The organism is Clostridium sp. UBA3061, assembly GCF_002367465.1.
Classification (GTDB): domain Bacteria; phylum Bacillota; class Clostridia; order Clostridiales; family Clostridiaceae; genus Clostridium_J; species Clostridium_J sulfidigenes.
The window spans coordinates 146237-159412 of sequence record NZ_DFCF01000005.1 but is presented as its reverse complement, the minus strand read 5'-3'; the positions used below and the strand labels follow the sequence as shown (position 1 = coordinate 159412).

The following is a 13176-nucleotide window of genomic DNA, read 5'->3' as shown; positions in this document are numbered from 1 at the left end:
GTTTTACTCCAAATTTATAATTTGGAGAAGTGAAAAATTAAATAGTATAAGAGGAGGAGAGTAGAATGAATATTTTAATTGGAGGAGCATGGCCTTATGCCAATGGTTCGTTGCACATAGGACATATTGCAGCATTATTGCCTGGAGACGTTATAGCTAGATATTATAGAGCAAAAGGGGATGATGTATTATATATTTCAGGAAGTGATTGTCACGGAACACCTATTTCTATTAGAGCAAAAAAGGAGGGTGTATTATCAGAAGTTATAGCTAATAGATATCATGAGGAATTTAAGTATTGTTTTGATAAGTTAAATTTCAGCTATGATTGTTATTCAAGAACTGATGATAATCAGCATAAAGAAGAAGTAAGAAGGATAATTATAAGTCTATATGAAAAAGGCTTAATATATGAAAAAAAAGTAAGTCAAGTTTATTGTGAGGAGTGCAAACAATTTTTACCTGATAGATATGTAGAGGGAGTATGTCCGCATTGCAATAGTATTGCAAGAGGTGATCAATGTGAAAATTGTTCAACCCTTCTAGATCCTTTAGAGTTAAAGGATAGACTGTGTAAATTATGTGGTAGTAAGCCAGTAGTAAAATCCACTAAACAATTATACTTTGCATTATCTACTTTTGAAAAAGGACTTAGAAAGCATTTAGAAAGGTCTAGAAAAAACTGGAGAATAAATGCAGTAAATAGTACAGAAAGATACTTAAATGAAGGTTTGAAAGATAGAGCTATTTCTAGGGATTTAGATATAGGAATAGATATACCAATTAAAGGATTTGAAGATAAGAAAGTATATGTATGGATTGATGCGGTATTGGGATATTTAACTGTAAGTGAGAAGTGGGGAAAAGAAAATAATAAAAATTGTAGTGATTATTGGAATAGTAGCAGTATTTCATATTATATTCATGGAAAAGATAATATACCATTTCATACAATCATACTTCCAGCATTATTAAGAGGAACAGGACCAGAAAGAAATCCAGATAAGGTTATTTCTAGTGAATATGTGACTTTAGAAGGAAAGAAAATATCAACAAGTAATAACTGGGCAATTTGGGTACCAGATATAGTAGATAGATATAATAGTGACTTAATAAGATATTTCTTTATTGCAAATGGACCTGAAAGAAGAGATGCTGATTTTACTTGGAGGGAGTTCATAAATAAAAATAATGGTGAATTATTGGGAGCTTATGGAAACCTAGTTAATAGAACTTTGGTATTTGTTAAGAAGAATTTTAATAGCAAGGTACCAAAAGGAAAAGTTGAAGAGTCAATTAAAAGCACTATAGAAGAATTATATAAAAATATTGGGGAAAATATAGAAGAAGGAAATTTAAAATCTGGCATAGAAAGAATATTTACATTTATACGAAGTATAAATAAATATTTTGATGAAGAAATGCCATGGATTACCATAAAACAAGATAATAAACAGTGTGAAAATACTATTTATAATTGTTTATATGCTATTGTAAACCTAGCAAATCTTCTAAATCCATTTTTGCCAGAGTCCTCAGAAAAGATTAAAAGTTGGTTTTATTGCGAAGAAAATAGGTGGAAAGAGATTCAATTAAATTCAGGAGTAAATATAAGTAATTTTCATGTTTTATTTGAAAGATTAGATAAGAGTATTATTGATGAAGAATTAAGTAAATTAGAACTACATGGCAAAGATATCAAATCCACTTAGTGTCCATTAACAAAATATTTTAGAATATTATGATATAATTTATATGTTAGTGTATTATTAAAATTTTTGATAACTTCTTTTGTAAGAATGGTAACTTATAATTTGCTATAGTTTTACATTTAAAAGTTGGGAAGTGAGTATAAAATGGTGGGTAAATATAAAGTAGTAACTTTATGCGGAAGTACAAAGTTTAAAGAGGATTTTATAAAAGTTCAAAAGGAGTTAACTCTTCAGGGGATAATTGTAATATCAGTAGGATTATTCGGCCACGCAGATGGTGAATTTGGAACTATAATTACAGATGAAATTAAAATCATGCTTGATGATATTCATAAAAGAAAAATTGATATGGCAGATGAAATCTTTGTTATAAATAAGAATGGGTATATAGGCTCTAGCACCAGAAGTGAAATTAAATATGCGAAGGAACATGGCAAAAAAATAGTTTATTTGGAGCCTAATTATGAATAATTACTAATGAAAATAAGATATTTAGGAGTGAGTTTATGATATTAGAGACAGTAGATAGCATTATATTTGATTTAGACGGAACTATGTGGGATTCATTAGATGCGATTGTAGAAATATGGAATGAAGCTATAAAGGATTTTAGTGATATAGATGCAATAATTACAAAGGAAAAATTAAAATCAGTAGTAGGGGTACCAGTTATAGATTTAGTTAAGATCCTTCTTCCAGATTTGAAGGAAGAAAGAGCAATTGAATTTATGAATTATTGCTGTAAGAAAGAAAATGAATATTTACCGCTTCATGGAGGAATCCTTTTTCAAGGACTAGAAGAAACCTTAAAGAAGCTTTCACAAAAATATAAGCTATTTATAGTTAGTAACTGTCACCACGGTTATATAGAAGCTTTTTTTCATGCTCATAACATGAAAAAATATTTTATAGATTTTGAACATCCAGGAAGAACGGGACTTACAAAGGGTGAGAATATAAAACTCATAATTAATAGAAATAATTTAAAGAATCCTATGTATGTTGGTGATACACAAGGGGATAGAAATGCAGCTAGGTTAGCAGGAATACCTTTTGTGTATGCATCTTATGGATTTGGGAATGTGGAAGATTATGATTATAAAATAGATAGGTTTCCAGAATTAGTAGACATGTATTTTAGACAATAAAAAAATATATAATCCCAATGAAAATATATAATTTTTTCATGGGGATTAGTTTTTAATATTATTATTCTAATTAGTTGAATTTTTATTTATATTTAAGCAAACAATAACTCCAATGGACATACAAATAAGTATGAGTAAAGATGATATTTCAGTAGATATAATATCAGATGTGCTTATTAAAGTTAATAATTTTGATTGAATATTTACGTCAAATCCTAAAAGCATAGAAATAGATGAGACGATGGTAACTATTAGAGATAATACAGATAATCCACAGATTATTCCGGTAATTATACGAATTAAATTTTCTTTTCTTTTCATATAACTGTTATTTAGATAAGTTTAAAGTATTATCTAAAATCCTCCTTGCCTTTAAGTTGTAAAATAATTATAACATTTTTTTAAACAATATTAAACCTATGAATATAATATAAGTAATTATACTATGATGGGGAGGGAATTATGGATTATATAGTAGTGTTAGAAAGGCTTATAGTAGGCGTTATAGTAGGGGGACTTGTTGGATATGAAAGGGAATTTAAAAATAGTCCAGCAGGGTTTAGAACTCATATATTAGTATGCTTAGGAGCTACAATTATTTCTTTAATAACAGAGTATGATATACAAAAAATCATGGTTATTGCTCAAAATCCTATGTATGCTGAAGTTATAAAAGTCGATATAGCTAGATTAGGAGCTCAGGTTATAAGTGGTGTTGGATTTTTAGGAGCTGGTACTATTTTAAGAGAGAAAGGATCTGTAAGGGGATTAACTACTGCCGCAACTCTTTGGATTGTGGCATGCTTAGGTTTAGCGGTAGGAAGAGGACTCTATGCACTATCCTTAACAGCAGCCGTAATCATATTTATAATACTAAGCTTATTTAAAAAAGCTGATAGAGTTATACAAAAAGATACAAAGTGGAGAATAAGGTTTAGGAAAAAAGAAAAGGAAGATGAGGTTGATGAAGATTATAATATTACTGAAGGAAAAAATAGTGAGGATGTTATAACTTTATACGAGAAAGTAAATGAGCCAATAAGTAGAGAGTAGTCTCTACTTATTGGCTTTATAATATCAGTATTAACCACCATAAATAGTATTCCACCAGCTTTCATCTGGTTTACCACCAGACATAAGTCCCTCTGCAACCCAAGTATTACTTTTGTTACTATAAAATATATATAGCCACCTGACGGTTACACCTTTATCGAAGGCTGAATTTCCTGGTTCTTTAACGTTTATTTCTAGTTCGTAATAAGCTTTATTATTTCTTACTTCAGCATTAAGTATTTTTACATAGTCAATATCTATTTCATCCCATATTTTTTGACCTTCTTCTAAAGTATCACTATTAGAAGAATTAACTGTATAATTGTAAATGAAGGAATATTCTTTGTTTATCATAGCATTCATATATGAATTACAAAATTCTTCAGCGGAGCTAATATCATGATTTATAGAAGTAGAATCATTAGTTTGTAGTGAATGAGAATCTAAATTTTGTGGATTATAATATTTTTTATTTGGTAATATTTCTGTCAATGGAGTAAAAATAGAAACAAGCCATTTTTTATTTTTATTTATTAGCTTAATTTTTCCTTCTAGAGTTTGCTTTTCCTTGTATCCATCATTATATATTATATTAATATCAGCATTATATTTGTAGTAAGCTTCGGTATCATTATCACTAGAGATTTTATCAAGAATAATGTTAGATATGGTAGTGGTGTATTCATAGTCCTTAGCCATTTTTATAGAAGATAAGGGAAATCTATTTAAAATAAGTTCATCACCTAATTGAGAAGTAATAGAATCACCTATATTTTTTAAACAAGCTTCTCTAATTTTAGTTTCATCTTCAGGAGAAAGTGTAACAATACCTGTCTCCCCATTAGAAGGAGCACGTCCTTCAAGAGAGCTTTCAAAAAGCTTAGAAAGTTGATCTGTTAAAGTGTAGTCTGAAATATTATAGTAATTTTCTATAAAAGATTCAGCAACGGTTTTATCAGGAGAAGGATTTACTCTTTCGCAAGCAATTAGGGAAAATATAACGATACTAAAGAAAAGTATAATACATAACAAGAAGATACCATTAAGTTTGTTCTTCATATCAAAAATATTTTTAAATCTTTTTTTCGTGTTATCTACACCTCCATTAAAATTGGTTGAAAAAGTATTAACCATTATTATCACTTCTACAAATGTAGTATATAATTATATTCTACATTTGTAGAAGGTTTATATCAAGAAATAAATGTAATAACATATAAAATTTACAATTTAGTTTATGTATTAAAAGGTATGTTATAGAAAATAAAAATCGGGAAACTAATTATTTTTATAATGTACAATTTGAAAAAAATTGAATATATTTACATAAAATATAATAAATATGATATAATTGATATTAATAAAAACTGAGGAGATAGTCAGGATATAATTTTGCGTTTAATATAAAAATTATATTTATTTAAATATTTGAATTAACAATAACTTTATGGAGGTTATAGTATGAAAAAAACTGCAATTTTAACTATAAGTGATAAAGGTTCTGAAGGACAGCGTATAGATGAGACAGGGCAAGTGTTAAGGGAGTATTTAGAAAAAAATAAATATATAGTCCATTATTATAAAATTATACCTGATGAAGTTGTAGATATAAAAAAAGAACTTATATATATATGTGATGAATTAAATATACCATTGGTAATTACTAATGGAGGAACTGGATTTTCAAAGAGGGATGTAACTCCAGAAGCAACTTTACAAGTTATAGAAAAGTATGTACCTGGGATTGGAGAATTTATGAGAATGAAGTCTATGGAAATTACACCAAGAGCGATGCTGTCTAGAGGAATTGTAGGTATTAGAAAGAATTCTTTAATTATAAATCTACCAGGAAGTCCTAGAGGTGCTAAAGAAAATATAGAATTCATTTTTCCATATTTAGATCATGGACTAAAGATTTTATCTGGAGAAACTTCAGAATGTGCTAGGAGTGAAGTTGATTTATAGGGAGTATAAAGGGAGGAGTATTTATGGAAGATTCCCATGGACGTAACATAAATTATTTAAGAGTTTCTCTTACGGATATGTGCAATTTAAGATGTATGTATTGCATGCCAGAAGGAAAGTGTAATCAAAATTATGTTAGTTCGAAAATGTCTATAGAAGAAATAGATTTAATTATTAGAATATTTGCTGAATGTGGTGTTGAGAAAGTTAGATTTACTGGTGGAGAACCGTTGATTGTAAAGGATATTTCTAAGATTATATATAATGCATCCCAAGTTAAAGGAATTAAAGATATATCTTTAACTACTAATGGCATATTTTTGAAGGATAAAATAGATGAATTAAAGAAGGCAGGGTTAAATAGAGTAAATGTTAGTATGGATACATTAAAGGAAGACAAGTATGAAGGAATAACAGGACGATCATATCTTAAAAAAGTTAAAGAAGGTATAGAAGTATGTTTAGATAAGGGCATTACTCCGGTGAAAATTAATGTGGTGCTTATGAAAGGTATAAACTTAGACGAGGTTGATGAGTTTATTAAAATTGCAGAGAAAATGCCTATAGATGTGAGGTTTATAGAATTAATGCCTATAGGAGCAGGTACAGAGTTATTTAAAAATCATTTTATACCCTATAAGGATATAGTAGAGTCACATCCTAATCTTATACCTGAAGATCATAGAGTATCTTCAACGGCAGAACTTTATAAAAGTAGTAAGGGAAAAGGGAGAATTGGATTTATTAGTCCTATAAGTTGTAATTTTTGTAGTGAGTGTAATAGAGTTAGATTAACTGCTGAAGGTGGAATTAAGTCTTGTTTGCATGGTGAAGAGGAAATTAATATTCTATCAGATGTACGAGATTTATTTAAAAAATATAATTTATCATACTGTGATTTACGAGAGAGTAGAGAATATAGTATTCTTAAGAAAAAGATTTTAGGAGCTATGTATAATAAGCCATTAGGACATAGACTATCTATGGAAGGAAAAAGTAGAAGCAATAAGCAAATGTTTCAAATAGGAGGATAACTTATGATTAAAGATGTTCAAATAGATGAAGGATTCACTCATATAAATGAGCAAGGAAGAGCTAGAATGGTAGATGTTAGTGAAAAGAAAAAGACAGATAGAGAGGCAATAGCCTGCGGTTCTATTTATATGAAGAAATCTACTTTAGAAAAGATAGACAAAGGGGAAATTATAAAGGGAGATGTACTTTCCGTAGCTCAAGTGGGTGGGATAATGGGAGCAAAGAAAACTTCAGATATAATTCCCATGTGTCATTCTATCATGATGTCAGGGTGTGATATTACCTTTCACCTAGATCATGATAAAAGTAAGGTAGATATAATAGCTACAACTAAAACAATAGGGGAAACCGGTATAGAAATGGAAGCTTTAACAGCGGTATCCATAGCAGCATTAACTATATATGATATGTGTAAGTCAGTAGATAAATCAATGGTTATAAGTGATATTAGGCTACTTCGAAAGATTGGTGGAAAATCTGGAGAGATTAATTATTTTTAAAGATAGGAGAAGATGGATATGGCAAAGGTTATTAGTATAAATATAAGTACTGAGAAAGGGGTTATAAAAACACCTATAAAAAGAGGTTTCTTTAAGATCGACTTCGGATTAGAAGGAGATGCTCATGGTGGTAATTGGCATAGACAAGTTAGCTTGTTAGGAGATGAAAGCATAGATAAGCTTAGAGGAAAAATAAATAAAGAATTAGTCCCAGGAATATTTGCAGAAAATATAACAACACAAGGAATAACTTTATATGAACTACCCATAGGAACAAAGCTTTCCATTGGAGAAGTTATTATGGAGGTGACACAGATTGGAAAAGAATGTCATAAGGACTGTGAAATAATGAAGACCACAGGGGAGTGTGTTATGCCTAGAGAAGGGATTTTTGCTCAAGTATTAGAAGAAGGATGGATAGAACCTGGTGATGAGATTTCTGTAATTAAGTACTGGAAAGCTTGAGTTAAATTATAAATAGAATTTGTCAATATAGGAAGACTATGATAGTATATAAGAACATAAGAAGCTGTATATATTATTTTATAAAGTGAATCTTATGTATCAGAACTATAGTAACGAATGGAGGAAATGAAGTTATGGGTAATTTACCTAATTGTCCAAAATGTAATTCAGAATACACTTACGAAGATGGAAGTATTTTTGTTTGCCCAGAATGTGCTCACGAGTGGGGAGTACAAGCTGAAAATGAAAATAATGAAGATATTAATGTTATAAAAGATGCAAATGGAAATGTGTTACAAGATGGTGATTCTGTAACAATAATTAAAGATCTTAAAGTAAAAGGTGCTTCATCATCAATAAAAATAGGAACGAAAGTAAAAAATATACGTTTAGTTCCTGATGCATCTGATGGCCATAACATTGATTGTAAAATTGATGGTTTTGGAGCTATGAGTTTAAAATCAGAATTCGTTAAAAAAATATAAGCTATAATTAACTCTACAAAAGGAAACTTCCATGAATTATATGTAGTTCATGGAGGCTTTCTTTTTTTATTTTAATTTAAACACTAAGGTAACAGGATTATGATCAGAGTATTTTAACATGGGAACTATGGACAGAATAAAAAACTTATATTAAAAACTTATTTATAGAATTCTCTATGACTACTTCTGAGAATGCAATATTAGTACTAGTTGTTGCATATGGAGATACTTCATTAATAAATTCTTCAATGTCACTTAAATCTTTAACTGAAAGTTTAACAATAAAACAACCATCCCCAGCAATTCTATAGCACCATTCACTGCGATTGTAGTCTTTAATAAAATTTTTGAATCGCTCATATTCACCATTTTTCATGGTGATTTTTATTATACAATCAATGGATAGAGCAAGATTCTTTTTATTTATAGTAATAGTATAGCCTTCTATTATTCTGTTATCTTCAAGTCTTTTTACTCTCTCTGTAACAGAGGATGGGGATAGGTTAATTCGCTTTGACAACTCTCTTATGGATAATCTACTATTTTTTTCTAATTCGGATAGAATCATTACATCAATTTCGTCAAATTTCATTTGAAATATTTTCTCCTTTTTAATATTTTGTATGATATATATATAGGTTTTATTATATGTCATATGAAATACAAAATTCAATTTTATTTATATATAATATTAATAAAATTAGATTTGATTAATAAAGGAGAGATATTATGACAAAAATAAATTTTTCAAATGAGGGGATAACATCCTTTGAACAACTACTTGGATATAACAGTGAGATAATGAAAGGTTGGAGTAATTTAGAAATAAGTTTTTTAAAATCTAAAACTTTTGGTTATGAATTAAAAGAAGAAGTAAGACGTACTCTTGCTTTTAACAATGGATGTAAATATTGTATGGCAAAGGGAAAGCCTTCTGAAGATATAGAGGATAAAAATATAAGAATGGCAACGAAAATTGCAGATATGATTTCAAAGAATATAGTTTTAACAGAGGAGACTTTTAAAAGTTTAAGAGAACTATTCAGTGAAAAAGAAATCTCAGAGCTTTTTGCACTAATTTGCTTTTTTACAGCATCACAAAGGTTCGGAGCTTTACTTGATTTGGAACCTAGCTGTGCAATATATATTTAGAAGGGCTAGTTCAAGATAAGTTAGCCGATAAGTATTGACAAAGGAGCTATTTAACATTATAAATAGCTCCATATTTATCTATGAAAATATTTATATGTTTTTATAGATAAAATCCTCATATTATCACTTCTGATAAATCATAATCTACTACCTTAGGGTCTAGTCAAAAAAGTTTATATTGTAAAATAAATGTCTAGTTTTAATAAAGTTTTATTTTATTGTATAATTAAGTGGAAAGTTTTAAGAATTAAAAATAACTATAAATATAAGTAAATTTATTTAAGTAAGAGAAAATAAGTAAGGTGTGAGAGAAGTGGCTAAGGTTATTATTGCGGAAAAACCATCCGTGGCAAAGAATATTGCAGAAGCTTTAAATATAAAAACTAGAAAAGATGGATACTTTGAGGGTGAGAATTATTTAGTTACATGGGCGTTTGGTCACTTATTACAACTATATGATGCTAAAGATTATGATGAAAGCATGAAGGGATGGGAGTTTTCTAAATTTCCATTTATACCTAAGGAGTTTAAATATAAGATAAAAAGTGATTCACTTAATAGAAATATTACTGATAAGGGAGCTGAGAAACAGCTTAGCATTATTAAATCACTTATAGATAGAGAGAATGTAGATGGAATAATATCCGCCACAGACTTTGATAGAGAGGGTCAGGTTATAGCAGATGAATTATTTATATATTTCAATGAAGAAAAGCCTGTATATAGGCTTCTTCTAAATGAGTGGACTCCAGATGAAGTAAAAAAGGGTATGGAAGCTTTAAAGCCTAATAAAGAAATGAAGTCCTTACAAGATGCTGGAATAGGAAGGCAATGGGCAGATTGGGTTATTGGGATAAATCTTACATCTGTGGCAACTTTGAGATATAAATTTGAAGATGTTAAAATGCTAAACATAGGAAGAGTGTTATTACCAACTCTAAAGATAATCTATGATAGGGACATGGAAATTGAAAACTTTGTAGCTACTACTTATTATAAGTTATCGGCTACCTTTAAGACTAAGGCTAATGAGGAGTACGAAGGTCTATATTATGAAAATGATTCAGAAAAATTCGAAGAGAAGTCTTATTTAAGTAATATAGGAAAATTACTACAAGGACAAAGAGCGGAGATAGTTGATAAGCAAACAGAGAAGAAAAGGGAATATCCACCGTATCTATTTAACTTATCAAATCTTCAAGGACATATTACTAGTAAATTTAAAGGATGGACTTCCGATAAGGTTTTAAAGGTTGCCCAGTCTCTTTATGAAAAAAAGTTTATTACTTATCCTAGAACTGCCAGTATTGTCCTAGAAGAAAGCTTAGAGGATAGAACAAGGAAGGTTTTGGAGAATCTTAAAAAGGGTCTACCATACGAAAATCAAATAAAATTTGCAAAAACTAAAAGGGTTTTTGATAATTCTAAGGTGGAGAGTCATAGTGCTATAGTTCCAACTTATATAAAATCAAGCGGCCTTAGTGCTGATGAAGCAATTGTTTATAATGCAGTGAAAAATAGATTTATAATGCAATTTATGCCTATTGCTGAATTTGAGGAAACAAAAATTACGGCTAAGGTTTATGAGGAAAATATTAAAGGCATATTTGTTTCCAAGGGTAAAGTTCAAATTGTTGAAGGCTGGCGTGTGGTAGAAAAGATAGAAACTAAGGATACTATACTTCCTTTAGTTATGGAAAAGGAAGTAGTGGATATTGTAGGAAATAAAGTTAACACCGTAACAAAGAAGCCACCTAAAAATCATACAGAAAAGACTTTGCTAAGGGTTATGGAAACCTGTGGTAAGAGTTTAGGAAAAGAAGAAAATAATGATGATGATGATGAAAACTCTTCAGAAGATAATTTAGAGGAAACTTCGGAAGAATTAATGAAGTCCATATTGAGCGGTTTTAGTATAGGAACACCAGCTACTAGAGCTGAAACTATTAAAAAACTTAAAGATATAGGATATATTACTACTAAAGGAAAAAACCTAACTTGTACAGAGTTAGGTAGGACAATGGTAGAGATGTTTCCTGTAAGGGATTTGTTTGACTTAGAATACACCGGTAGGCTAGAAAAAACCCTATCGGATATAGAAAAAGGAACTGTAGAAAAAGACACCTTTATTAAGCATATTTGTGATTTTACTAGTAAATCTGTGGAAATTATAAAAAAGGATACATCAATGTTATCTAAAATAAAGATAGAGCTTTCTCCTGGGACGGTTAGTGTAGGTAATTGTCCTATATGCGGAAATCCAGTAGTGGAAGGAGAAAAAAGCTTTGGGTGTAGTAACTGGAAAAATGGTTGTAAATTCACTATTTGGAAGAATGATAAATACATTGAATCCTATGGCAAGAAAGTTACAAAAGAAATGGTAGAAATACTTCTTAAAAATGGTAAAGTAGGATTTAGAAATTTGAGAAGCAAGAAAGGAAATACCTTTGCTGCTTATTTTAGATATGAAAAAAATGAAGAAACAGGTTATTTAAGTTGGAAGATGGAATTTATTTAAAAAGATAAACAAAAATTATATTTAAACTACAGATAATTAAAGTAGATTCATTATCAATTGATAATACATTATACAAGAAACTTATTGAGAAAACTCACAAATTAAGGGTAACTGAGTATTATAATAATATACTTTATCTGGTGTATGGCCATATTATTGTTGATTTCCGATATTAAGGAAAAAGATAATAGTGGTTCAACATTAGACTAAAGTCAATTGATAATGGAGGAAATTTATGGATGAAAGAACAAGTATAGGTGTAGGAGTTAGTAAAAATACAATCTTAGTTAATGCCATTTTAGGAACAATTAAAGTATTGGTAGGTATTATGTCTAGTAGTAATGCGATGATTGCAGATGGTATCCATTCTTTTTCTGATGTGATTAGTACTATAGGAGTAATAATAGGACTAAAGCTTTCCAATAAACCTGATGATAAATGCCATCCTTATGGACATGAAAGAATTGAAAGTATTTCTTCTTTGTTTTTATCTATAATGCTTTTTGTGGTTGCTATATCTATAGGATATTCTGGTATTAAAAATATTGTTTTAGGAGAAATAAAGAATCCAGGAATCCTTGCTATTTGGGCTGCTATATTGTCTATTATCGTTAAAGAGTGGATGTATTTTTATACAATAAAATATGCTAACAAAATAAATAGTTCTGCTCTCAGAGCAGATGCTTGGCATCATAGATCAGATTCTTTTTCTTCAGTGGGAGCTTTAATTGGAATAATTGGAGCTAGAATGGGATGGCCAATTTTAGATTCAGTAGTTGCCATAGTTATTTGTGTTGTAATTATAAAAGTAGCCTGTGATGTATTAAAGCAAAGTGTAAATCAATTAATAGATACTTCTGCAGATGAAGAAATTATAAGTGATATCAATGAAAAACTTCAGACTATTGAGGGCGTAAGACATATTGACAGTATAAAAACGAGACAACATGCTAATAGAGTATATGTAGATGTAGAAGTGTCTGTAGATTCAAAACTTACAGTAGAAGAAGGACATGACATAGCAATAAACATACACCATGGTGTCGAAAAAAATAATAATATTAAGCATTGTATGGTTCATATTAATCCTTATAAGTATAATTAATATGAACATTAAATTAAAACGATGGATTATATTTGACC

At 29.4% G+C, this 13176-nt stretch carries 15 protein-coding genes; 12 read left to right on the top strand and 3 right to left on the bottom strand.

The features are described 5' to 3' along the window. Positions 1 to 65: 65 nt before the first annotated feature. The 3 genes from metG to B2P65_RS03855 all read left to right on the top strand — a co-directional run bounded on the left by metG (position 66) and on the right by B2P65_RS03855 (position 2860). Positions 66 to 1712, top strand: a complete 1647-nt coding sequence (gene metG, locus B2P65_RS03865) for a methionine--tRNA ligase (protein WP_346847507.1) — start codon at positions 66 to 68, stop codon at positions 1710 to 1712. Positions 1713 to 1856: 144 nt separating this feature from the next. Beyond that, positions 1857 to 2183 carry a hypothetical protein gene (locus B2P65_RS03860; protein WP_346847506.1) on the top strand — a complete coding sequence of 109 codons (327 nt, stop codon included), beginning with the start codon at positions 1857 to 1859 and terminating at the stop codon, positions 2181 to 2183. Positions 2184 to 2218: 35 nt separating this feature from the next. Then, the gene (locus B2P65_RS03855; RefSeq protein ID WP_346876564.1) at positions 2219 to 2860 is read left to right on the top strand and encodes an HAD family hydrolase; all 642 of its coding nucleotides are present in this window, start codon (positions 2219 to 2221) and stop codon (positions 2858 to 2860) included. Positions 2861 to 2926: 66 nt separating this feature from the next. Here B2P65_RS03855 and B2P65_RS03850 read toward each other — a convergent pair whose 3' ends face one another. Continuing rightward, on the bottom strand, positions 2927 to 3181 hold the full coding sequence (locus B2P65_RS03850; protein WP_346847504.1) for a hypothetical protein: 255 nt from the start codon (positions 3179 to 3181) through the stop codon (positions 2927 to 2929). Positions 3182 to 3322: 141 nt separating this feature from the next. Between B2P65_RS03850 and B2P65_RS03845 the strand changes: the two genes are divergently transcribed. Next, positions 3323 to 3913 (top strand): MgtC/SapB family protein, encoded by a 591-nt coding sequence (locus tag B2P65_RS03845; RefSeq protein WP_346847503.1) that lies wholly within the window; start codon positions 3323 to 3325, stop codon positions 3911 to 3913. Between the two features lie 30 nt (positions 3914 to 3943). On the opposite strand, the gene B2P65_RS03840 is transcribed toward B2P65_RS03845, so the two are convergent. Next, on the bottom strand, positions 3944 to 5047 hold the full coding sequence (locus tag B2P65_RS03840) for a hypothetical protein (RefSeq protein WP_346879626.1): 1104 nt from the start codon (positions 5045 to 5047) through the stop codon (positions 3944 to 3946). Positions 5048 to 5374: 327 nt separating this feature from the next. Between B2P65_RS03840 and B2P65_RS03835 the strand changes: the two genes are divergently transcribed. The 5 genes from B2P65_RS03835 (at position 5375) to B2P65_RS03815 (ending at position 8363) form a co-directional block, all read left to right on the top strand. Next, a complete protein-coding gene (locus tag B2P65_RS03835; protein WP_346847501.1) occupies positions 5375 to 5878 on the top strand; it encodes a MogA/MoaB family molybdenum cofactor biosynthesis protein in 504 nt (167 codons plus the stop codon). 23 nt (positions 5879 to 5901) lie between these two features. Further along, the gene (gene moaA, locus B2P65_RS03830) at positions 5902 to 6912 is read left to right on the top strand and encodes a GTP 3',8-cyclase MoaA (RefSeq protein WP_346847500.1); all 1011 of its coding nucleotides are present in this window, start codon (positions 5902 to 5904) and stop codon (positions 6910 to 6912) included. A 21-nt stretch (positions 6913 to 6933) separates the two neighbouring features. Then, the gene (gene moaC, locus B2P65_RS03825) at positions 6934 to 7413 is read left to right on the top strand and encodes a cyclic pyranopterin monophosphate synthase MoaC (RefSeq protein ID WP_346847807.1); all 480 of its coding nucleotides are present in this window, start codon (positions 6934 to 6936) and stop codon (positions 7411 to 7413) included. Positions 7414 to 7431: 18 nt separating this feature from the next. Next, complete coding sequence (locus B2P65_RS03820) at positions 7432 to 7878, top strand: MOSC domain-containing protein (RefSeq protein ID WP_346847499.1); 447 nt, start codon at positions 7432 to 7434, stop codon at positions 7876 to 7878. A 134-nt stretch (positions 7879 to 8012) separates the two neighbouring features. Continuing rightward, a complete protein-coding gene (locus tag B2P65_RS03815) occupies positions 8013 to 8363 on the top strand; it encodes a zinc ribbon domain-containing protein YjdM (protein ID WP_035129948.1) in 351 nt (116 codons plus the stop codon). A gap of 145 nt (positions 8364 to 8508) precedes the next feature. Here the strand turns inward: B2P65_RS03815 and B2P65_RS03810 are convergent, their stop codons facing one another. Next, on the bottom strand, positions 8509 to 8955 hold the full coding sequence (locus B2P65_RS03810; RefSeq protein WP_346879625.1) for an Lrp/AsnC family transcriptional regulator: 447 nt from the start codon (positions 8953 to 8955) through the stop codon (positions 8509 to 8511). A 137-nt stretch (positions 8956 to 9092) separates the two neighbouring features. Here B2P65_RS03810 and B2P65_RS03805 point away from each other — a divergent pair, with 137 nt between their 5' ends. The 3 genes from B2P65_RS03805 (at position 9093) to B2P65_RS03795 (ending at position 13138) form a co-directional block, all read left to right on the top strand. After that, positions 9093 to 9515, top strand: coding sequence for a carboxymuconolactone decarboxylase family protein (locus tag B2P65_RS03805; RefSeq protein WP_346847497.1), 423 nt, complete (start codon positions 9093 to 9095; stop codon positions 9513 to 9515). A gap of 313 nt (positions 9516 to 9828) precedes the next feature. Beyond that, positions 9829 to 12033 (top strand): type IA DNA topoisomerase, encoded by a 2205-nt coding sequence (locus tag B2P65_RS03800; protein WP_346879624.1) that lies wholly within the window; start codon positions 9829 to 9831, stop codon positions 12031 to 12033. Positions 12034 to 12268: 235 nt separating this feature from the next. Then, a complete protein-coding gene (locus B2P65_RS03795) occupies positions 12269 to 13138 on the top strand; it encodes a cation diffusion facilitator family transporter (RefSeq protein ID WP_346876559.1) in 870 nt (289 codons plus the stop codon). Positions 13139 to 13176: the final 38 nt, after the last annotated feature.